Annotated in this window: 24 protein-coding genes and 2 pseudogenes; 8 read left to right on the top strand and 18 right to left on the bottom strand. The window is 47.0% G+C overall.

Translation table 11 applies throughout. The features are described 5' to 3' along the window. Positions 1 to 9: 9 nt before the first annotated feature. From M1D67_RS04700 to fabL, 9 genes and pseudogenes are all read right to left on the bottom strand, one after another. Positions 10 to 1,011, bottom strand: a complete 1,002-nt coding sequence (locus M1D67_RS04700) for an ABC transporter permease (RefSeq protein WP_020450634.1) — start codon at positions 1,009 to 1,011, stop codon at positions 10 to 12. 13 nt (positions 1,012 to 1,024) lie between these two features. Then, complete coding sequence (locus M1D67_RS04695) at positions 1,025 to 2,623, bottom strand: ABC transporter substrate-binding protein (protein ID WP_144497580.1); 1,599 nt, start codon at positions 2,621 to 2,623, stop codon at positions 1,025 to 1,027. Continuing rightward, complete coding sequence (locus tag M1D67_RS04690) at positions 2,620 to 3,576, bottom strand: ABC transporter ATP-binding protein (protein ID WP_479831636.1); 957 nt, start codon at positions 3,574 to 3,576, stop codon at positions 2,620 to 2,622. Before M1D67_RS04690 ends, M1D67_RS04695 begins: the two co-directional genes overlap by 4 nt. Then, positions 3,573 to 4,553, bottom strand: a complete 981-nt coding sequence (locus M1D67_RS04685; protein ID WP_479831635.1) for an ABC transporter ATP-binding protein — start codon at positions 4,551 to 4,553, stop codon at positions 3,573 to 3,575. Before M1D67_RS04685 ends, M1D67_RS04690 begins: the two co-directional genes overlap by 4 nt. Positions 4,554 to 4,683: 130 nt before the next feature. Continuing rightward, positions 4,684 to 6,426 (bottom strand): ABC transporter ATP-binding protein, encoded by a 1,743-nt coding sequence (locus M1D67_RS04680; RefSeq protein WP_020450630.1) that lies wholly within the window; start codon positions 6,424 to 6,426, stop codon positions 4,684 to 4,686. A 75-nt stretch (positions 6,427 to 6,501) separates the two neighbouring features. After that, positions 6,502 to 7,032: a nucleoside tri-diphosphate phosphatase gene (gene ntdP, locus M1D67_RS04675; protein WP_003179942.1), complete on the bottom strand. Its 531-nt coding sequence runs from the start codon at positions 7,030 to 7,032 to the stop codon at positions 6,502 to 6,504. Positions 7,033 to 7,195: 163 nt separating this feature from the next. Beyond that, positions 7,196 to 7,441, bottom strand: coding sequence for a YgaB family protein (locus M1D67_RS04670; protein ID WP_003179940.1), 246 nt, complete (start codon positions 7,439 to 7,441; stop codon positions 7,196 to 7,198). Positions 7,442 to 7,615: 174 nt separating this feature from the next. Beyond that, positions 7,616 to 7,765, bottom strand: a pseudogene (locus tag M1D67_RS04665) (gamma-type small acid-soluble spore protein); the annotation flags it as partial. Positions 7,766 to 7,848: 83 nt separating this feature from the next. After that, complete coding sequence (gene fabL, locus M1D67_RS04660; protein WP_023855994.1) at positions 7,849 to 8,601, bottom strand: enoyl-[acyl-carrier-protein] reductase FabL; 753 nt, start codon at positions 8,599 to 8,601, stop codon at positions 7,849 to 7,851. An 82-nt stretch (positions 8,602 to 8,683) separates the two neighbouring features. On the opposite strand from fabL, the gene M1D67_RS04655 reads away from it, so the two are divergent. Beyond that, complete coding sequence (locus M1D67_RS04655) at positions 8,684 to 8,908, top strand: hypothetical protein (RefSeq protein ID WP_020450628.1); 225 nt, start codon at positions 8,684 to 8,686, stop codon at positions 8,906 to 8,908. Positions 8,909 to 8,933: 25 nt separating this feature from the next. Here the strand turns inward: M1D67_RS04655 and mutY are convergent, their stop codons facing one another. After that, on the bottom strand, positions 8,934 to 10,019 hold the full coding sequence (gene mutY / locus M1D67_RS04650) for an A/G-specific adenine glycosylase (RefSeq protein WP_020450627.1): 1,086 nt from the start codon (positions 10,017 to 10,019) through the stop codon (positions 8,934 to 8,936). A 206-nt stretch (positions 10,020 to 10,225) separates the two neighbouring features. On the opposite strand from mutY, the gene M1D67_RS04645 reads away from it, so the two are divergent. Then, positions 10,226 to 11,209, top strand: coding sequence for a metal-dependent hydrolase (locus M1D67_RS04645; RefSeq protein WP_023855996.1), 984 nt, complete (start codon positions 10,226 to 10,228; stop codon positions 11,207 to 11,209). Here the strand turns inward: M1D67_RS04645 and M1D67_RS04640 are convergent. From M1D67_RS04640 to M1D67_RS04625, 4 genes are all read right to left on the bottom strand, one after another. After that, complete coding sequence (locus M1D67_RS04640) at positions 11,206 to 13,791, bottom strand: YfhO family protein (RefSeq protein ID WP_479831634.1); 2,586 nt, start codon at positions 13,789 to 13,791, stop codon at positions 11,206 to 11,208. The two genes, M1D67_RS04645 and M1D67_RS04640, sit on opposite strands and share 4 nt — an antisense overlap. Next, positions 13,788 to 14,189, bottom strand: coding sequence for a GtrA family protein (locus tag M1D67_RS04635; protein ID WP_020450624.1), 402 nt, complete (start codon positions 14,187 to 14,189; stop codon positions 13,788 to 13,790). Before M1D67_RS04635 ends, M1D67_RS04640 begins: the two co-directional genes overlap by 4 nt. Next, positions 14,158 to 15,117, bottom strand: a complete 960-nt coding sequence (locus M1D67_RS04630; protein ID WP_020450623.1) for a glycosyltransferase family 2 protein — start codon at positions 15,115 to 15,117, stop codon at positions 14,158 to 14,160. The genes M1D67_RS04635 and M1D67_RS04630 overlap by 32 nt, the downstream gene beginning before the upstream one ends. Before the next feature lie 742 nt (positions 15,118 to 15,859). Further along, the gene (locus M1D67_RS04625; RefSeq protein ID WP_020450622.1) at positions 15,860 to 16,129 is read right to left on the bottom strand and encodes a YfhJ family protein; all 270 of its coding nucleotides are present in this window, start codon (positions 16,127 to 16,129) and stop codon (positions 15,860 to 15,862) included. A gap of 130 nt (positions 16,130 to 16,259) precedes the next feature. Between M1D67_RS04625 and M1D67_RS04620 the strand changes: the two genes are divergently transcribed. Next, complete coding sequence (locus tag M1D67_RS04620) at positions 16,260 to 16,409, top strand: small, acid-soluble spore protein K (RefSeq protein ID WP_003179924.1); 150 nt, start codon at positions 16,260 to 16,262, stop codon at positions 16,407 to 16,409. Positions 16,410 to 16,477: 68 nt separating this feature from the next. Next, positions 16,478 to 16,606 carry a YpzG family protein gene (locus tag M1D67_RS04615; protein ID WP_369878957.1) on the top strand — a complete coding sequence of 43 codons (129 nt, stop codon included), beginning with the start codon at positions 16,478 to 16,480 and terminating at the stop codon, positions 16,604 to 16,606. 29 nt (positions 16,607 to 16,635) lie between these two features. Here the strand turns inward: M1D67_RS04615 and M1D67_RS04610 are convergent, their stop codons facing one another. Both M1D67_RS04610 and recX read right to left on the bottom strand, forming a co-directional pair. Beyond that, entirely contained in the window at positions 16,636 to 16,950 is a 315-nt protein-coding gene (locus tag M1D67_RS04610; protein WP_025810180.1) for a YfhH family protein, read from the bottom strand. Between the two features lie 4 nt (positions 16,951 to 16,954). After that, positions 16,955 to 17,746 (bottom strand): recombination regulator RecX, encoded by a 792-nt coding sequence (gene recX, locus M1D67_RS04605; protein ID WP_020450621.1) that lies wholly within the window; start codon positions 17,744 to 17,746, stop codon positions 16,955 to 16,957. 68 nt (positions 17,747 to 17,814) lie between these two features. Between recX and M1D67_RS04600 the strand changes: the two are divergent. The 4 genes and pseudogenes from M1D67_RS04600 (at position 17,815) to M1D67_RS04585 (ending at position 19,956) form a co-directional block, all read left to right on the top strand. Further along, positions 17,815 to 18,715 (top strand): annotated as a pseudogene (locus M1D67_RS04600) (TIGR01777 family oxidoreductase). Between the two features lie 266 nt (positions 18,716 to 18,981). Further along, the gene (locus M1D67_RS04595) at positions 18,982 to 19,512 is read left to right on the top strand and encodes a GNAT family N-acetyltransferase (protein ID WP_043054191.1); all 531 of its coding nucleotides are present in this window, start codon (positions 18,982 to 18,984) and stop codon (positions 19,510 to 19,512) included. 67 nt (positions 19,513 to 19,579) lie between these two features. Further along, positions 19,580 to 19,693 (top strand): YfhE family protein, encoded by a 114-nt coding sequence (locus M1D67_RS04590; protein ID WP_023856002.1) that lies wholly within the window; start codon positions 19,580 to 19,582, stop codon positions 19,691 to 19,693. A gap of 68 nt (positions 19,694 to 19,761) precedes the next feature. Beyond that, on the top strand, positions 19,762 to 19,956 hold the full coding sequence (locus tag M1D67_RS04585) for a YfhD family protein (RefSeq protein WP_020450618.1): 195 nt from the start codon (positions 19,762 to 19,764) through the stop codon (positions 19,954 to 19,956). A gap of 33 nt (positions 19,957 to 19,989) precedes the next feature. Here the strand turns inward: M1D67_RS04585 and M1D67_RS04580 are convergent, their stop codons facing one another. Together M1D67_RS04580 and M1D67_RS04575 are read right to left on the bottom strand one after the other, a co-directional pair. After that, the gene (locus tag M1D67_RS04580) at positions 19,990 to 20,568 is read right to left on the bottom strand and encodes a nitroreductase family protein (protein ID WP_020450617.1); all 579 of its coding nucleotides are present in this window, start codon (positions 20,566 to 20,568) and stop codon (positions 19,990 to 19,992) included. Positions 20,569 to 20,670: 102 nt separating this feature from the next. Beyond that, on the bottom strand, positions 20,671 to 21,567 hold the full coding sequence (locus M1D67_RS04575) for a PhzF family phenazine biosynthesis isomerase (protein ID WP_106071182.1): 897 nt from the start codon (positions 21,565 to 21,567) through the stop codon (positions 20,671 to 20,673). Positions 21,568 to 21,580: the final 13 nt, after the last annotated feature.

Raw genomic sequence — 21,580 nt, 5'->3', positions numbered from 1 at the left:
TCCCGCCTCCTAATATTTAATTCTCGGATCGATGACAGCGTACAGCAGATCAACAATGAAGTTAATCATGACGAAGATGAAGGCGATCACGAGAATGCCCGATTGGATAACCGGGTAGTCGCGGTAGCTGATCGCATCATAAATGTACCGGCCGATGCCGGGCCAGGCAAAAATCGTCTCCGTTAAAATCGCGCCGCCCAGTAAAAGTCCGGTTTGGAGGCCGATGACGGTCAACACCGGAATGAACGCATTTTTTAAACCGTGCTTATAGATAACGAAAAACATATGCACGCCTTTTGCTTTTGCCGTGCGGATATAATCGGACTGCAGCACCTCTATCATGCTGGCCCTCGTAATTCTCGCAATGATCGCAGCGGGAATGGTGGCAAGAGCAGTTCCCGGCAGAATTAAATGGCGGATGGTTTCTGCAAACTGATCAAATCTTCCGTGTAAAAGGGTGTCCAGTGTATGAATGTAAGTAAAGGCTTCGACCGGATTTCTGACATTCTCCCTTCCCGTTGTCGGCAGCCAGCCGAGCTCGATCGAAAAGAACCACTGGCCCATCAGACCAAGCCAAAAAATCGGCATCGACACGCCAATTAAAGCAACCAGCATCGCGATATAGTCGAATACCGAATTCTTAAACCACGCGCTGATGATTCCGGCATTCACGCCGACAAACACTGCGATCAGCATCGCGAAAAAAGCAAGCTCGAGAGTGGCGAACAAATACGGCTTTATTTCTTGCGTAATCGCCGCTCCCGTGCGGATTGATGTCCCGAGATCCCCTTTCAGCAAATCCCCGATATATCTGGCGTATTGCACATACCACGGCTGATCAAGGCCGAGCTGGATGGTCAGCTGCTGCACCGCTTCCTTTGTCGCCCTCTGGCCGAGAATAACCTGGGCGGGGTTGCCGGGAATAAAGCGGATGATCGAAAAAACGACCAGTGTCATGCCAATGAGAACGGGGATCAGCATCCCCGTCCGTTTTAAACAGTACGCAAGCAATGGCTGTCACCACCTATTTAAACTCTACGCCGGACAATACTTCACTCCCTGTCGGATGCGGAGCATATCCTTCGATATCTTTTGAACCGGCCAAAATCGGCGTGGAATGGACAAGCGGAATCCAAGGCGATTCTTCATGGAGGAGCTCCTGCGCATCTTGATACAGTTTATTTCTCTTCTTTTGGTCAGGGTCTGACTGCGCTTCGATTAAGATGTCATGAAGCTCGTCATTGCTGAAGTACGTATAGTTGTTACCGCCGATATTATCTTTATCAAGCAGGGTATAAATGAAGTTGTCCGGATCTCCATTGTCTCCGGTCCAGCCCATCAAAAACGCGTCAGCTTCCCCTTTGCTCACCTTATCCAAATACGTCGCCCAGTCGTAAGTGACGATTTCCGCTTTGACGCCGATTTTTTCGAAGCTTGATTGAATCACTTCGGCTATTTTCATACCGTCCGGCATATATGGCCGCGGAACAGGCATTGCCCAAAGCTTCATTTTAAACCCGTCCGGGAATCCGGCTTCTTTTAAGAGTTCTTTTGCCTTTTTTAAATCATACGGATATTCCTTTATCTGATCGTTGTATCCTTCAAGTGAAGGAGGGAGCGGGTTTTTGGCAGATTCGGCGAGGCCTCCGTAGAAGGAATCGATAATCGCCTGTTTATCAACAGCATGATTCAGCGCCTGGCGGACCAGCTTATTGTCAAATGGTTTTCTTGTCGTCGTCATTCCGAGATACCCGACGTTCATTGAAGGCCTTTCAAATGTTTTCAGATTGGCGTCTGCTTTGATGCTTTCGATATCAGACGGATTGACGCCGTCCATTAGGTCGATTTCGCCCGTCTTCAACGCATTTAAGCGGGCTGAGTTTTCAGGAATGGCTCTGAAAATGATCTTCTGCAATTTCGGTTTGCCTTGATCCCAATAGTCTTCATTTTTTTCAAGAACGATCCGGTCGTTCGGCTTCCATTCGACAAATTTGTAAGGGCCCGTGCCGACGGGGTGCTCCCTGAATTTTTCGCCGTATTTTTCGATGGCGGCAGGACTCGCAATCCCGAATGAAGTCATGGCAAGGTTCTTTAAAAACGGCGCTTGCGGGCGTTTTAAAATGAACTGAATCTTATGGTCGTCGAGCACTTTTATATCTTTGATGACATGCCCCTCATCTTTCTTATAGCCTCCGAACATGCCGTAGTAAGGAAATTTTTCTTCATCCCCGTTCATCCACCGCTCAAAATTGTATTTGACGGCTTCTGCATTAAAATCCGTTCCGTCATGGAATTTCACGCCTTGCCTCAGCTCCAGTGTGTAGGTCAAACCGTCATCTGAAGCGACCCATTTGACCGCGAGGCCTTCCTTCAGCGTAGTGTCTTGTTCTCCGTAATTCAGCAAGGTCTCAAACATATTGATCGTCACTTTAAACGCTTCGCCTTCTGTCGTTGTGATCGGATCAAGCGATGTTGAATCACCGCCTCTGCCGATGATCAGCGTATCTTTTCCGCCGTTCGTCCCTCCGTCGTTTTTTCCGCTTTCGTTACCGGAGCATCCCATTAAAAAAGCGGAAACAGACAGAATCATTCCCAAACAGATCAGCCAGCTTTTCTTTTTCATCGTACTGCCTCCTTATTGGTAAAATGGCATGCAGCATAATGCCCGTCCGCAGTCTCTTCAAGAGGCGGCTCCACTTCCAGACAAACCGCTGCCCGCTTCATGCATCTGCTGTAAAAAGGACAGCCCTTTTCACTCATGCGGGGCTCGGCAATATCCGGTGCCGTATGAACCGCTTCGCCTTTGCCGATGACCGGTACTGCCGCTAACAGCGTTTCTGTATACGGGTGTTTCGGCTCTCTAAATAACGATTCGGCGTCCGCCATCTCGACGATCTTTCCGAAATACATCACGGCCACCCTGTCGCTGATATAGCGAACGACTGCGAGATCATGAGAAATAAACAGAAACGTTAAATCGAATGCCTCCTGCAAATCATTCAGCAGATTTAAGATCTGCGCCTGAACGGATACATCAAGCGCGGAGACAGGTTCATCGGCAATGATTAGTTTTGGCTTAGTGATCAGCGCTTTTGCAATGCCGATCCTTTGCCTCTGACCGCCGCTGAATTGGTGTGCGTACCGGTCGCCGTATGAAGCATCAAGGCCGACAATTTCAAGCATCGAGCGCACGACCTCTCTCCTTTCCGCCTTCTTTCCGAGTTGATGAACGATCAGCGGTTCTTCCAAAATATCCTTTATTTTCATGCGCGGATTTAACGAAGCGTACGGGTCTTGAAAAATCATTTGTATATGCCTTCTCATGTTGCGAAGATCTTTTGCATTAAGGTCTGTCATCTCCTGCCCGAGAAAAGTCACCTTTCCCGAAGTCGGTTCGGTCAGCCGCAATATCGATTTTCCCAAGGTCGATTTTCCGCAGCCGGATTCCCCGACAACCCCTAAGATTTCGCCTTTTTTAACTGACAGTGTAACATCATCGACCGCTTTCACGATTTTCTTACGGGACACGCGGTAATACGTTTTCAGCTCTTGAACGCTCAGCAGTTCGCGATTCATTTGAAAACACCTTCCTCTTCATAGAGAAAGCAGCTTACAGCATGATCATCCTTCAGCTTGTTCAATCCGGGCGCTTCTTCAATGCAGCGTTCATGTTTATGGGGGCATCGCGGCGCAAACATACAGCCTTTTTTAATCGATCCCGGCTTCGGCACCTGCCCCTCAATCGAAGACAGCCGCTCGGATTTGTCTGTGAATGCCGGAATAGAGGCGAACAAGCCTTTTGTATAAGGGTGTTTCGGACTGTCAAAAACAGCGGTGACACCGCCCTCTTCAACGATCCGGCCGGCATACATGATCATCACGCGTTCACATGTATTGTGAACGACGCCAAGATCGTGGGTAATGAGGAGAATGGCTGTGTTAAATTCGGCATTGAGCTTTTTCAGCAGGGACAGAATCTGGGCCTGGATGGTGACGTCGAGAGCTGTTGTCGGTTCATCGGCGATCAGCAGCTTCGGTTCGCAAATTAATGCCATTGCGATCATGACCCGCTGCCTCATGCCTCCCGACAGTTCGTGGGGATACTGCTTCATCAGCTGGTCCGCCCTCGGCAGGCCGACGCTTTCCAGCATTTGAACGGCTTTTCTTCTTGCTTCTTTTTTATGAATATTGGTATGGCTGGAGAGTGCTTCTGTTAATTGATCGCCAATTGTGAAAAGGGGGTTGAGGGAGGTCATCGGCTCTTGAAAAACCATTGCGATGTCATTGCCGCGCATCTGTCTCCATTCTTTTTCAGACTGCATGAGAAGATCTTTGTTTTGAAACTTGATCCGGCCCGTCGTTCGGGTGTTTGCGTTCAGCCCCATTAAAGCCAAAGAGGTGACGCTCTTGCCGCAGCCGGACTCTCCGACGACTCCCATGATTTCTCCGGGATGGAGATCGAAAGAAATGCCTTGCACAATCGGGGTTTCAGACTTTTTCTGGTGAAACGAAATCGATAAATCCGATACTTCAAGCAATTTTTCTTTTGTCACTTATACACCTCCGGAGCTTGTATTTTTTAAATTGTATTTAGACGAGATAGGAAATATGTACGAAATTTGTAGGGAAAGAAAAAGCCTGACAATCGTTCGGCTTCAAACGAAAGTCAGGCTTTTGGCGGTTTTAGTTTAATTTTTGAATGGTGAATAAATGCTTATAGTGGCCGTCGCGGCTCATTAATTCATCATGTGTGCCGACTTCCGCGACACGTCCGTTTTCGATGACGACGATTTTGTCAGCGTGGGTAATCGTCGACAATCTGTGGGCAACGATAAAGGTCGTCCGGTCTTTCGCGAGCTTTTCCATCGCTTCCTGAATATAGTGCTCGCTTTCAAGGTCAAGCGCTGATGTCGCTTCATCCAAAATTAAGAGAGGCGGATTCTTCAGGAACACCCTGGCGATTGATATCCGCTGTTTTTGGCCTCCGGACAGCTTGACGCCCCTTTCTCCGACCTTTGTATCATAGCCTTGCGGCAGTTCCATAATAAAATCGTGGGCATTCGCGGCTTTTGCCGCTTCAATGATGTCTTCCATCGAAGCTTCGGGATTTCCGATCGATATGTTTTCACGTACCGATTCGCTGAATAAAAATGTATCCTGAAGCACCATGCCGATTTGGTTTCTAAGGCTCTGCGCCTGGTAATCGCGCACATCGATGCCGTCAATCTCCAGGCTTCCGGCTGAGACATCGTAGAATCTCGGAATGAGGCTGACGAGCGTTGATTTTCCGCCTCCGCTCATCCCGACGAGTGCGACCGTTTCGCCCCGTTCGGCTTTCAGAGAAAGATTCTGCAGAATCATTTCTTCCGACTTTTCGTATTGGAAGGAAACATTTTTGAATTCAACAATTCCTTTTAACCGCTCTGCTTTTACAGCATTGGGTTTATCTTTTAATTCATACGGTTCATCAATAAATTCAAACAGCCTGTCCATCGATGCGATCGACTGCGTCAATGTTGTCGATGAATTGATCAGGCGGCGCAGCGGGTTGTAGAGGCGTTCAATATATCCGAAAAACGCCACCATCGTTCCTACAGTAAGGGACCCGTGAATCACATGGTAACCCGCAACCGTAATGATGATCAGCGGAGCGAGGTCTGTAACCGTATTGACGACGGCAAACGTTTTGGCATTCCAGGCCGTATGGCGGATTGCTTTGCCGAGAAAATTCGCGTTCTCGTGATCAAATTGCTTCTGTTCATAATCCTCGATCGCAAAACTCCTGATGACAGGCATCCCCTGAACCCTTTCATGAAGGTGGCCCTGCACCTCGGCCAGCGCCTGGGAACGTTCTCTCGTCAGCTTTCTGAGCCTGCCGTAGAAGAATTTAACAGACAGTCCGTAAAGCGGAAACAGCACGATCGAAATAAGCGTCAGCTTCACATCCATCGTCAGCATGATGGCGATGGCGATAAAAATCGTCATCACGTCAAGCCATACGTTCATCAACCCGATGATGACAAATTCCTTTGTCTGCTCGACATCGTTGATGACCCTTGAAATGATTTCTCCTGCGCGGGTGTTTGCATAATACCTGAGGCTCAGCTTTTGAATGTGTGCAAACAGCTTGTCCCTGATATCATAAAGCACCTTGCTTGCCGTCCACTGTGCGAAATATTGCCGATAGTATTCGACAGGCGGCCGAAGCACCAAAAAAATGGCGAACATAACCGCCATTACCATGAATAATGTGGATGTTTTTTCTTCAGTGGTTCCGCTCCCCTGGATGATGTCGTCAACGACGTATTTCAGCAGAAGCGGGATGACCAGCGGAATAGAAAATTTAATAATACCGATTAAAACCGTCAAAACGATTTTCCATTTATACGGCTTCACAAATTCCATGTACCTTCTGATTACCCCCACACGTCTTCCCCCCTCTATATCTTGATGTGTGAGTACACCGCAAAAAACCTGTTGGTCTCAACAGGTTTTTCAGGTTTATTTTGTATAATGCAAATACCGTTCATACCAAATATCAATAAATTCAGATGCAAACGGGCCTTTTCTTTGGTGTATCCAATGCAGCAACGTATTTAAGTGGTACCTTAAAATGCCGTCGATTTCCTTCGGATAATTCATCGCCTTTTTATGATCCGCGTACTCATCTTCATCAAGAATATGATACGTCATATCCGGAAAGACTTTCACGTCTAAATCATAGTCGATGTATTTGATGGCTTCATCGTCCAAAGCAAACGGCGAGCTGATGTTGCAATAGTAATAAATCCCGTCTTCGCGAAGCATGCCGATGACGTTAAACCACTGCTTTGCATGGAAATAACAAATTGCGGGCTCTCGCGTCACCCATGTCCGGCCGTCAGATTCTGTGACCATTGTCCGGTCATTGGCGCCGATGATGCACAATTCCGTTGCTTTTAAAATCGTTGTTTCATTCCAAATCCGATGAATCTGTCCATTGTGCTTATAGCTATGAATTTGAATGGTTTCTCCTTCCTTGGGAAAGCCCATGTTTTTCTCCCCTACTTTCTTTGCAAAAGCCTTACAAGTCAGTGTGTCACATCGCCTGTCCGACAGTTCTTTTATTTATTATAACGTTTGAAAATAAAAAATGAAAATAAAACAGCCACTCCCGAACAGGAATGGCTCTTTTCTAAAAACGATAAAGAGAGGCTCATGCTTCGATTCTTTGATAAGCCTGAATCACCTGCTCCGTCTGCTTTTGGAATAAATCCTGAATTTGAGCAAGATCTTTCCGCTTCTGGGATATATCTTCCCGGATCGATAAAAGCTGGGCTTTCTTTTCAAGGGCAGCCAATTCTTTTTCAATTTTCTGGCATCTTTCAATCTCCGCTTGCAGATACAGCAGCTTATCCATAATCTCCATCTGCCCCTGAACCAAGTTTTCAAATTCCGGCATTCGGGATCCTCCATTCTATGCTCTACTCCATTTATTGCCTAACTAACATTTCTCTATACATGCCGGATGTCCTTTGACTGATTGTGGCTAAGATTCGGATGTTTTGTCGGATCAAAAAACGAAAAGAAAAAAGCACCTCATCCGATGGTGAAGTGCTTTTTCCTGTTTCAGTGATTAGCTGTTTTGCTGTTTTTTTTGCTCAGCTTGTTGGTTATTTTGTCTTACTTGCTGCGCGTCAGTTTCGCTGGCAAATTCAGTGCCGAACTGACCACCTTGTGCAGAAGCTTGGTTTTGTTGTCTTACTTTTTGTGCGTTTGTTTTGGATTGTTGGTTAGCCATTGTATATCACCTCCACGACCATTAGATTGTGCAGGAGGATGATATCCTATTCATTGAACGCGAAAAATTTACACGAGCAGTGAACGGCCGCCGTCAATAATGATCGTCTGTCCGCGGATCATATCCGCTTTCCCTGACGTTAAAAATTCCACCGCATCGACCATGTCGCTAATCTCAACCATGCGGCCGGCAGGCGTATTTTGCCGGGCATCTTCCAAAAGTTCTTCGCGGTTCGGGAAGTGCTTCAGGGCGTCTGTATCGATCGCGCCTCCGGAAACCGCATTGACGATGATGTTTTTCGCCGCAAGCTCAACAGCGAGATATCTTGTCAATGATTCAAGCGCAGCTTTTGAAACGCCGACTGTCGTATAGTTTTCCAAATAACGGATCGAACCGAGCGAACTGATGCTCACAATGTGGCCGCCTCCCGTTTTCTCCATCAGCTTTGCCGCTTCCTGCGCGCAGAATAGCAGAGCTTTCGCATTGATGTTCATCGTCCAGTCCCAATGGCTTTCCTCAAGCTCCATGACGGGGCGTAATACGCCGGATGCAGCATTGTTGACGAACACGTCCAGTCTGCCGAAGGTTTCCTCGATTTGCTGAAACATATCTTTTATTTTCGCCGGCTGCCCGACATTCGCCTTGACGACCAATGCTTTGACACCGAGCTTTTCGATTTCTTCAGCCGTCTCAAGGGCCGCTTTTTTGCTTCTTGCATAGTTGATGACGATATTGTAGCCGTTTTCGGCAAGCCTCAGGGCGGCTGCTTTGCCGACGCCGCGGCTGCTTCCTGTAATAAGGGCACATTTTCTTTGTTCCATTTGTCATTCATCTCCTAGTATAGTGATTAAAAATCTGATAAAAAATAGCTCATAACACGATCAAAAAGGAGGCATTCGCCTTATGTACGTAGGACGCGATATGAGCGAGCTCGACCACACGCCGAAAAACGAGTGGAAAGATGCGGAGCTTCTCTATTTTCACCGCGCCTTCCAGCAAATCATGCCATTCCTTAATGAAGAAGGGCATGCCGAATACCTGGAGGTTGTGAAAGAAATTCAAGCAAGAGGCGGACTGCGCCGCCAGGAAGCCGATTATACGCACGGCACCACCATCCAGTACGACTAACGGGCAGCATGCACAGTCAAGCTGCCTATTTCATATACATATTCCATATTTTCTGATGCGAAACCGGGAAGGCATATTCAGCGAGCTCTTCTTTCGTGACCTTTTTAAAGTATGAATCATCCGGTTGATCGAGCGTTTTCCCGAAAAAGACAGAAATGTTCCAGACAAGGTGTGTAAACACGTGTTCTACGATTCCTTCAAGCGGACCGATTTCGGCCTCTATTCCGGCTGCTTCTTTCAAAAAAGCAGCAAGCTGCTCGCGCTCGTGCTTCAGCCCTTTCTGCGTTTCTGTGTTCGGGAATTCCCAAAGGTTTGCCAAAAGGCCTGATGCCGGTCTTTTATGGATATAAATGTATCCTTCTTCATCAGTCAGGACAACGGCTGCAAGAGTTTTTACCGAGGGTTTTTTCTTTTTGCTTTTAACCGGAAGCTCTTTTTCACAGCCTTCTGCAAAAGCGGAACAGTGTTCTCGGACGGGACAGAGAAGGCAGGATGGCGATTTCGGCGTACAGATGACAGCGCCAAGCTCCATCAGCCCCTGGTTAAATTCGGACGGTTTTTCTTCAGAAATAAACGCTTCGACAATTTTTTCAAACAGGGTTTTGGTTTTAGGCTTTGCGATATCATCCCATACGGAAAGAATCCGTGACATGACCCGCATGACATTTCCGTCCACCGCGGGTACCGGCTGATTGTAGGCGATGCTTAGCACCGCGCCTCTTGTATAAGGGCCGACACCTTTTAAGCTGCCGAATTCCTCTTTTGAAGGAGGAACCACTCCTCCGTATCGTTCGTGGACTTCCCTGACAGCGCTCTGCAAGTTCCGAACTCTTGAATAGTATCCCAGTCCTTCCCAGGCTTTAAGCACTTTTTCTTCGTCGGCTTCAGCGAGCGCTTCAACGGTCGGGAATTTTTCGATAAAGTTGTTGAAGTAAGGAATCACCGTGTCCACTCTCGTCTGCTGAAGCATCACTTCTGACACCCATACCTTATAAGGGTCGCTGTCTGAGCGCCATGGCAGATCCCGTTTTTCTTGCTCATACCAAGAAATTAAATCTTCTTGAAATTGTTTGATGTTTTTTTGCTCTAATTTCTTTTGCAGATCCATCATGAAACTTCTCCTTGCCTGTGCACGTCACATTTGCATACCGATCTTTTGTTACTTCGGCTTTTTGTTGTAAACTATATGCATATACGATAACATGTTACATTAAAAGTGAAGAAAGCAAAAGCGTTAAATATTTCAGGCAAGGTCCGTCGTTCGTTCTGTTTTTGGAAAATAAAATGATTTTCTAGCACCATTAGGGGAGGTCACCAATGGATACTGGCACACATGTTGTCATGGGCGTTGCACTCGGAGGCATTGCGACGCTTGATCCAGTTGTCGGAATGGACCCATCAATGGCTCAAGCCGTGATGATTGCGACAATCGCCGGATCTCAGGCTCCGGATATCGATACCGTTTTGAAATTGAAAAACAACGCTGTTTATATTAGGCACCACAGGGGATTCACCCATTCCATCCCCGCTGTTCTCGCCTGGTCGCTGATGATTCCGGGCATTCTCATGCTCTTTTATCCCGAAGCCAATCTGCTTCACCTGTGGCTTTGGACCTTTGCCGCGGTCGCGCTTCATGTGTTCGTGGATATTTTTAATGCATACGGAACACAGGCGATCAGACCTTTTTCAAGGAAATGGGTAGCGCTCGGCTTGATTAATACATTTGATCCGTTTATTTTCGTCAGCCATCTCATAGCCATCGCCTTTTGGCTGGCAGGCGCTCATCAGGGCTATACATTTTTGGCTCTTTACATCGTCTTGGCCGGTTATTATCTGGTGAGGTATTTCATGCAGAGGAACATCAAGCATGAGCTCCGTGAAAAAATCGAAGATATTGAAGAAATCATTATTTCGCCTACGATGAAATTCAGGCAGTGGCGAATTGCCGTCAAAGCAAAATCGGCTTTTTACGTCGGACGAAGCATGGACGGAAACGTCGTCATCGTCGACACCTTCAACAGGGTGCCTGTGCCGGATACGAACGTGATGAAAGCGGCGAAACAAGATAAGAACATTTCGGCGTTTCTTTCATTCTCACCGGTTTACAAATGGGAGATCGATACGTATAAAGATCACTACGAAGTCCGCTTTATCGACCTGCGATACCGCAGCAAAGGACACTACCCTTTCGTGGCGATCGCGCACATCGACAGAGACACGCTCGAATTAATCACCTCCTATACGGGATGGATTTTCAGCGAGGAAAAACTTCAGAAAAAATTAAAGCTTGGCTCTGTTTAAGAGCCAAGCTTTTTTCTCCTTCTGCCGTACCAGATTCCGATGATGAGGCTGATGAATGTCACGGCCAAGGCAGCTTTGAAGTACGGCGGGTAATAAACGAGCCGGATGTCGTTTTTCCCTTTTTCTATTGAAAATCCGATAAACGCGTAATTTGCCTTATGGACGGTTTGCGGTTTTCCGTTTACAGTGACTTCCCAGCCTTTTTCATACGGAACCGGCAGGACCATGTAGCGGTCTCCATTTTGATTGTCAAAGCTGATGGACACTTGATTGTTCCGCCAGTCCAAGTCGGCGGCCGGCGCTTTTTGGGCGGCCGCTTTTTTCAGCAATTGATAGTCTTCCTGGTGCAGGCTCAAATGGTCCAATTGATATTTCCCTTTTGGCAGCCTGATTGAAATTTTATCTGTTTTCGGGACCCTGATCGTTAAATCGTAAACACCTGTTTTGTAAATCGACTCGTTCGATTTTCTTGATGTTACATAATCATTGACCCGCAAGTTAAAGAATTGGTCTTTTGCAAGGCTTTTCAAATAAAATCCGACATAATAGTCGCCTTCTTTCGGGAGCCCGCCTTCGGGAATGAGATCGATGCCGCCATTTTCGGCGGTGACGTCGAGGACGCCGTTATGATAGCTCGCCCCTTCGGTTTTCAGCTTCGTCTGCTTCATCAAATCAGGAACGTCCGGCGGCTGCACTTTTCCATCATCGCCATTCTCAAGCACGATTCCTTCAAGCATCGCATGCTCCCGCGCTAAAACAGGCGCATCCGCTAAATCTTTTTCCGTAAATACTGTCCGCGCGGTCCGGATAAACGGCATGGTGTATTTGTTTTTATAGACCGCGTAGTGCTCTGATTCATCCGTTTTGATAAACCCGTACGGAACATTGGCGGCATTCTCTTTTTCCGTCATGTAATACTTGCCGTACAGCAAGCTGTACAAGTTGGCCCGGTCGCCCATCGATGCGTAACGGCTGACGCTTTCCCTTCCCATATCGATTTGCAGGTCTTCCCAATAAAACAGGAGAAGATCGCGATTGAGAATGCTTGAGTAGGCGCTGAAGCCGTTAAAATCCTGCATCAGCGGAGTATTGTTGCGCACGCCGTTCATCCAGTCGATTCTTGTATACGGGTCACCGTCATCGTCTTTTCGAATGTTGTTTAAGAGGCGGCGCTGTTCTTCGCCATTGTACTCATTGCTGGTCAAATAGCTTTTTGTGACGTCTTTAATGCCGCTTGACTCAGACAGAACATATTTCTGATACGTGTTCGCCACGAGAACGGACGATAATAAAATGCAGGCTTGCAAAAAAAGCTGCGATTTCTTATATTGAAACCCCGCCGCCGTAAAGATGGCGATTGTCAGGAACAGAAGCACAAGCATGCTCCAATTTTGCATCAGTGATAAATCCACGTCTTTTCGCCAAATGACCGCGATATAAACCAGAAGGGCGAGCAGGATGGACCATATCATCTCTTTCCGCCTGATGTTTTTCAGTTCGGTCATTCCTGCGGCCGCCGCTCCCCCGATCGTAAAAGCGAGCAGGTATTCAAAGCGGTTCTGCGGAGCGGAGAAGCCGTTGAACGCGCTTGCCGCAAGCGGGCTGTAGTGCAAAAGCACAAGCAGCACACTGATTGAGGCAAACAGCCTGAACGTTTTATTTTTATAGAACGAAAACGCGAACAAGAACAGCATAAAGACAGCCGGCAGCAAGACAATGCGGCTGGAAAACAGAATGTTGTCCGTCAGATCGTATACAGCGACAGCCTGTTCATACGGCGGCCGTAAATTGTTTAAAAATCCGTAAACTGCAGGCACAAAGGAAACCGCGCTGATTCCGAAAGAAATCAGGCATGAAGCGGCGAACATCCCGAATTGCTTCCACCTCGGCGCTTCCTTTTCCGGGTCTAGCCGGATCAGCCAGCGGAAGATGATATAGATCGCAATGAAAATCAAGTTGATATAGGCAAAATAAAAGTTATTGATCAGCGTTAAAGAACAAGCCGTAATAAACAGTCCTGTCCGCTTTTCCCTGATAACTTTCTCGGCTCCGGCGACAAGCAGCGGCAGCCACAGCATGGCGTCACTGAAAAATTCCCAGAACACCGTGTGCCTGAAATAGATGACCGACGTACCGTACAAGACCGCACCTGTAAAGGCGGCAAGCTTGTTTTTCACCATGCCGTTTAACGCATACGCTGCCGCTAAAATGATCAGGCTTAGCTTAATGACACTGATGAATACAGAGGCCTGCGCCCAGAACAAAGGGTCCGCATCCCCGGCCAAATGCAAAAGCTGCATCAGAAAAATGGCTGCGGATGAAGCGATGAAGACAAAAGACGTCGTGAAATAATAGCCAAGCTGGCTGTAGATCCCGCCTCCGAGACCGAAAGAATACGAATAAAAGAAGTTCCCTTGTTTGTATTGTTCAAAAAGAAACGACTTAAAAATAATCATTTGTGCAAGTCCGTCGCCGTTCCCAGTCATGTAGCGGTCATGCGCCCATTCATACAGAAAAAAGGAATGGGCGGCCAAGGAAACTGCAACGCTTGCGATCACAAATAAAAAAACTGTTTTCTTCATACTCTTCCCCTGTCTTTTTTCAAAATCTTCCCTGTCACTAAAAATGTCAGAGGAACGGTTAAAAACATGGAGGCAAGCGGAGCTGCCTCACTGTTCATCTTGAAAAAATTCACAAACGTGTAGACGAACAAAGAAGATACCGTCAAATTAAACAGCTGTGTCAGCGGAAATTGCAAAAACTTTGCCAGCGTCGGCTTGATTTTAAATGTAAAATAGCAGTTCAAGAAAAAAGAAATCACAAGACTGACGAAAAAAGCGGCAATATGAGAAACCATATAATTCAACTGAAGCAAAACATGCAGCAGCAAATACACCGCATAGTAATTCAAAGTATTCACTGCACCGACGACGGCGAAGCGAATAAATTCAGGATTCACGATTTTCATGAGTTTCTCCATGAGCGATGTTTGCCTCCTGTATTAAGTAATGAGGCCGCTTTTTCGTCTCATAATAAATGCGCCCGATGTATTCGCCGATGATTCCGAGGCTGAGAAGCTGGATGCCGCCGAGAAACAGGACGGCGGAAATAATCGTAAAATAGCCGGGAACGATCACACCGTATTTTAAGATTCTGATGAATGTCGCAGCGATATAAATAAGCGATAGAAAAAGGATAAAAATACCGGCGTAAAAACAAATTCTCAGCGGTCTGTTGTTGAACGACACAACCCCGTCGATTCCATAGTTCAACAAGTGGCGGAACGACCACTTGGACTTTCCGTTTTTCCTTTCGACGTTCTCGTAATAAACAATCTTTTGGTCAAAACCGATCCAGCAAAACAGCCCTTTTGAGAACCTGTTGCCTTCGCTCAACTTCAGCATCGCATTGACGGCTTTTCTGCTTAAAAGACGAAAATCGCCGACGCCGTCCCTTAAATCGACTTCCACGGCATTATTGATAAAGCGGTAATAAAGGGACGACAAGTAGGAGCGCACAGGGTTGTCTCCCTTTCTGTTGCGCTGGGCGACCACTTGATCATAGCCTTCCTCATACCCTTTAATAAAATCGTGCAGGAGGTATGTCGGGTGCTGCAAATCCGCATCCATCACTACAACGGCATCGCCGCGGGCATGCTGAAAACCGGCAAGGATGGCTGCCTCCTTGCCGAAATTCCGTGAAAACGAAATATATTTCACACGCTCGCTTTTTTCGGCTAGCTTTTTAATTTCCTCCAATGTTTGATCAGTGCTTCCATCATTTATGTAATAAATTTCATAATCATAATCAATGGATTGAAATTCGTTCCTCAACGATTCATAAATCAATTTAATATTGCTTGCTTCATTGTATGAAGGAATAATGATTGAAACGAATCCTCTCTTCACTTAAAGGCACCTCTTTTGGACATAATAAAATTGCATCCGGCATCCGTTTGGCAGGATACTTGCATCTAGCCGCTTCCCACACAACAAAAGGAAAACTGTGGGCACGCTGTACTATTTTCTACAAGATTATTTTGTCATTATATCAGACATCTATGAACAAGTGGTAAAAAAATGATATTGCTTTAGAATCAAACACGATAGCCTAATGGTTTTCCCATTTTACGACATTTTTCGCATTGAATCATATTTTTCCAAATTAAACCCCTGCTCTTCACCAAAAGCCAAAGAAGCCGCAGGGAAAACCTCGTAAGGACCGCTTGTCAAACCGGAGGTCAAAGCCCGCCGCCGCAATCAAATCCTTCCCCTTAATATGCCCTTTGTCATCGGGTGAAAACCGGATTTGATTTCTCCGACTGTTCCATGATGGAAGACCGAACGCTGCAGACAGAGCTTTTTTCATGACTTCACGCCGTTATGCTGCAGTCGAAACCGTGACCCCGCTCCTCTTGCGGCTCCTCCCGACAACCCGGGAATCGGCGAATGACACAATGTAATGGTCATTGATCAGGCAAGCTTACACCAGTCTTCGCTTCAACGGACAGACAGCTCCCGCTCCGGCCTCGCCTTGCCTTCACGCCCTTCATGCGCCATCCGGGCTCCTTTTGATATGCGGCGCTGGCACCGGCAATCCGGAACCAATGACAATCGCTTTCACGCCAATCATTCTTTTCGAAAGAAATGCTTAATGAAGCAGCCCGCGGCCTCCGGAGAACAGATCCTTGTAAGAAGGCTTATCATTTTGAAATAAATGCAACTTGCTGCCATAGTGCTCAATCCACTCTTTGACGACACGCTCTGTCAGCTCTTTTCCTCTGTACGGGTGGCCGGCCTTTGCAAATGTCGCCTCGAAATCCCCCCACAGCAGTTCAACCCATGTTCTGGCTTGTGCGTAACTCAGCATATGATTTTTTTCAAGAAGCGCATTTGTCAGCTTTTCAAAGTACTCTTCCACTTGGCTTTTCCCCCTTTCCCTAAGGAAAAAACTTTCTTTTTGAAAACGTCGTCCTTTTCATATACTAACCTTACGTCTTCCGAACCGAAGACGCAAACATTATGGACTTGATTGGAGGAGCCTAAAAGAGATGCGAAATAAATCAAGAGGCTTTCCGAACATGAACAACAATAAATTTGAAGGCGAGCCCCGGGCCAAAGATGATTTTGCTTCAAAGCGCCCTGACGGAAGCACAAATACTCATCCGCAAGAAAGAATGAGGGCTTCCGGCAAACGCTAAACTTTTCTGGGATGGAGTGATTTCTTTTGTGTGCAAATCGCAAACCGTATACAAACGATTTTAACCAGATGAAAACGCAAAACTATCCGCAGCCATGGGCAAACACAAAGCATGCGCGCGCGCAGGTAAACGGAGAAACGCAGCAGACCCAGGACCTCATCATTCTCCAGCGCAACACGCGCATCCGGACAAGATAACATTTGCGAAAAGGGTTTAAGCTTTTGGCTTAGCCCTTTTCTTTTAATAAAGAAATCGGCAGAGCCTCTTCATGATCAGGTGACGAAAGACGGTATCCCCAGGCGAACACGCCGTTTATATAGCGGATATGGAAATCGTCGCCCCCATCTTCGATTTCGTATACGTTGCCGGCTTTAAAATCGGCCGGATCAAGAAGGTAAGCTTTCGCCATCGCGATTTTTCGTTCGTGGACGGCCAGTTCATTCACAATCCCCATTTGTTCCGCTTTTCTTGCCTTTTCGGTCAGACCCGCGATTTCCTGGTGCAGTTCGTGTGCAGTCATTTCACTGTATCTTTTCTCCATATTCTCATCCCTTTTCATCTAAAAATTGATCAATCATGTCGATTGAAAAGCCTTTTCTGAACAGATGCTGTTTGACCTTCATTTTCGTTTCGTATGATCCGTCATAACCGCACCTCTTCATCGCTTTTTCCCCTTGCTTCTCAAGCGCTTCCCTTTCAGCGCTGTCGTCGTTTTCGTAATCCGTTTCCTGAAGCGCGGCCGAGATGACATCGAAGGAGAACCCCTTTCTGACAAGGTGCTGTTCGATGGCCTGTTTCGTCTCTTTGGAGGACAGCTTTTTTTCTTTTTTCAGCACTTTTTCCGCATGCTTGACCGCGGCCTCGACCTGATCGGAAAACGAAAACGAACTGAGCGCTTCCTGAATCAGTTCATCATCGATCCCTTTCAATTTAAGCTCTCTGAATAGGACATCGGGGCCTTTGCCGCTCGTTTTTCTGTGGGTGCTGACATATGCAGCCGCAAATTCGCGGTCGTCCAAATATTTATAACCTTTAAGCATATGCAGGATTTCTGTGATCGCGGAGTCTGCGACGTCTTTTTTCTTGAGATGGTCTTTGACTTCCTTTGTCGAGCGCATCCGGTATGACAAATAATCGAGCGCTTTTTTGAACCCTTTTTTAACGTCGTCTCCGTACTGAATCTCAATGATATCAAGCTCATCAAGCTCTTTGCCTTTTCGCAGGTCAAACTTGACGAGCACGTCCAGGTCGACGCTGAACGCATACTTTTCATCCAGAAAAATATTGACCCGCTCTTCATTGTTTTTCTGGGCAGAAATCTTTGTAATATATGGCATAAATAACTCCCTTCTTTTGTTTTCTTCTTTTACAATAAGGTTAATGATCATGAAAGGGAGGAATCATGATGAAGATTGCGATTTCCGGCGGGACGGGTTTTATCGGCAGGCATTTGACAAACGCCTTAACCGCCCGGGGACATCACGTCTATATTTTAACAAGAAAACCGGCTGAAACCGAACAAAAAAACACTTCTCACGTTCTCTGGCAAAAAAAACGGCACCCGCCCTGAAACAGAGCTGACCGATATCGATGTTTGGATCAATTTAGCCGGAAAATCACTTTTCGGCCGTTGGAATGAAAAAACGAAGGCGGAAATCGCGGCAAGCCGCCTCCGCTCCGTGCAGGAGTCGGCCCGCATCATACAAAGTCTTCGGAAGAAGCCGAACACCTTCATTCAGGCGAGCGCAGTCGGCATTTACGGAACGAGTCTTGAACAGACATTCACAGAGGAATCTCCCGTCTCAGCTGAGGATTTTTTAAGCAGAACGACAGCTTCGTGGGAAAAAGCAGCCGAACCAATTGAAACGCTTGGCATCCGCACCGTCTGGATGCGTTTTGGCATGGTGCTTGGAAAAGACGGAGGGGCGCTCCCAAAAATGGTGTTCCCCTATCAATTGTTTGCAGGCGGACGCGTCGGCTCAGGGCAGCAATGGGTGCCGTGGATTCATATCGAAGACGTCGTCGGCATGATATTATCAGCGATTGAGCAGCCTCAGCTGTCCGGCCCTGTCAATGTCACGGCACCGAATCCCGTTCAGATGGAAACCTTCGGACAAACCGTCGCGAAAGTAGAAAAGCGCCCCCACTGGCTTCCGGTTCCCGAATTTGTAATAAAAGGCATCCTCGGAGAAATGAGCATGCTCGTGCTGAAAGGGCAGCGCGTCCTCCCGAAAAAAGCGCTTCAGAACGGCTATCATTTCATATATCCCGAACTGGAAGATGCCCTGCAACACCTTTTGACATAAAAGCTGTTTTCCCAACAAAAGCCTTGTAGCTTTTCCTTTCCCAGCTGCGTAAAATGTAAGTATCTTTTTAGCAGCATACAATACAGGGAAGGCAAATGGTGCGCCACCAGGTCTCTGGTTTTAGTGGGTTCGATTCCCACCCCGAATTTTTTAATGGATGTGCAAGATACGCGGACAACTGTTTCCGCAAATTAAAAAATTCCGAGGGTGGATTTATGCGTCCCGTTCTGCTGTAAAAGCCGCCCTCAAACTAAGGAGGGGCTGCCATGCTGAAGAAACGGGAACTGACCGACTGCTATGCACTTTTTGAACTGATGATTCATCCGGATGTCTTCCCTTTTGTCAGAAATAAAGCGGAGACGATTGAAGAGTATATGTTTCATGTCAAAAACATGATCGAAGAAGAAGAACAGGGAAAGCTGATATCGCGAACGATACTTGATGAATGGGAAAACCCGGTCGGCTGCATCAGCTTGTATGAAATCGAAGATCAAAAAGGCTTCCTTGGCACATGGCTCGGCAAACCTTATCATGGAAAAGGCTTGAATCAACGGGCGAAAGACACGTTTTTTTGCGAGCTTTTTTATGAAAAGCAAATCGAAGCCGTTTTTATGAAAATCAGAAAAACAAATATGCGCTCCCTCAAAGCGGCGGAAAAGCTCCCCTATGCCGTCAAGACTGATCTTGACTGGGCCGGCAGCGATACATTTCACCTGTATGAAATTCCGAAAGATATGTACACGCTGTACAGCATGAGAACATTCGAAGAGGAAAACCGCCGGTTAAAAGAAGCTTAAAACTTGTATAAATGCCGTTGAAACGGACAGCCTGTGAATAACTGAGGTTTTGAGGAGGCTTGAAAAGATGGCTGACAAGAAAAAACGAGAGCATTTTAAATCCTCTCTGAACAAGACGCAGGAAGTCAGATATTCGCGCGAATTTAAAAGGGCTGAGCGCGCCGCAAGGGAAAAATCGTAATGCATAGCGGGAGCCTGATCAGCGAACAATAAAGCTTGACCGGCCGATTATTGATGAGGAGTGATCATATGGGCAGAAATGCAATCCACAAAAACCGTGACAAAAACAAGCAAAAGCTCCCTCAAGTTCCTGATCAGTATAAGAGAGAAGCTGACGGAGTATACGAGGAATATTCTGCTGAACTCGCCGATCAGGATGACCGCGAAGCACAAGCCCGCATGCAGGCGGCTGATAAGCGCGCGGAAAAGCGGCAGTCAAAATAATAATCGAGGCCCGGGATTCCCGGGCCTCATTCTTTAAGTTAATTCGGTCAGTAGCTGTGCTGCCGGGGTCCTGTGCTTCGCTTCAGGAATTTCCGCAGGATATCCGATCTGCAAGAGAGCTGCTACCCGCTCATCGCGCTTCAGCCCCATTAACCTGTGCAATGTTTCATGAGAAAGAACTTCCCCGCTCTTCCATACCATGCCGATGCCTTTTTCCCAAGCGAGAAGCTGAAGATTCTGGATCAAACAGCTGACGGCTGCAAAATCATCTCTTCTGACCCGTTCGTTTTCGTCTTCTTTCATAATAACGAAGAGAAAAGCCGGAACGCTGAGAATATGCTCTCTGAACTTATTGATTTGTTCTTCCTGCATATTCGGCTTGAGCTCTTTAAACGCCGCTTTTAAATTGTCGGCATGCTTCTTTTTCCCGCTTTCCGTCCCGATATAAATGAACCGCCACGGTTCTGTCAGCTTGTGGTTCGGCGCATAAACCGCATCTTCCAAGAGTTCCAGCACCACTTCTTTCGGCACCGGATCCTGTTTAAACTTTCGAATCGTTCTTCTATTTCTGACACAATCGCGAATACTTTGAATTTCCAGCGTGTCGTTCATGTGGCCGCCCCCTCAAATGAAAATGATTATCATTGTTGATTATAATGTTTACCGCTGGCGTTTGCAATGATCATCACTCGTTAAAAAAAGGCGGTATCTGTTTTACACCTCGAAGCTCTGCTTTTCAGCAAATACAGCGGTTCCTGTCATCCGCACTTTCATGATGCCGTTTTGTTCCGCAACTTCGATTTTCACTTTTCCGTCTTTCCCCATTTCCTGGCCCTGTTCTATTAGAAAATCAGTCCGGCCCTCTTCACAGAATTCCTTTCCGTACGTTTTCATATAAGCGCCCATCACTCCTGATGCTGTTCCTGTGACAGGATCTTCACTCGTTCCGGAATAAGGCGATGAAAAATGCCTGCCGTGAAGCTGGCAATCCCGATGAATCGTCTCCAGGCAAAACGGGTGGACTGATGCCCGCGGCATTTCGGTTAAAATGTTGGGGAATTCAGCTTGAACGGGCTTCATCCTGCGGATTGCGGCCAAATCTCTCACCGGCACAAGCAATGTCCATATCCCTGTGCTGCCGTAAACAACGGGCAATGCTTCATGAAAGTCCGCTTCGCTGATTCCCAGCGTTTCCGCCAGTTGGCTTCTGCTTCCTGTGAATGACTGAAAACTCGGTGGCGCCTGCTCCAACGTCACCAAAAACCGCTGATTGCCGTCAGAAGCGGTATACACGGAAAGAACACCCGCTTTTGTTTCGACCTTCAACCCCGCCCCGGCTTCGATCGCGCCTTTTTCCAGAAGCGCATAAAGTGAAGCAACAGTCGCATGTCCGCATAGATTCATTTCATGGCCCGGCGTAAAGTAGCGGATCCTTATGTCGGCCGACTCGCTCGGCAGCAGGAAAGACGTTTCGTTATAGCCTGCCTGTTCAGCGATCTTCTGCATTTCACGATCGGTCAATCCGTCTGCTTCAAGCACGATGCCCGCCGGGTTTCCCAGACCCGCCGTCTTTGAAAATGCATCATATCTTAATACTTCAATTTGCTTCATTTTGATCCCCCAT

This window comes from Bacillus sp. PK6-025, assembly GCF_056530265.1.
This window is presented reverse-complemented; position numbering and strand designations above follow the sequence as displayed.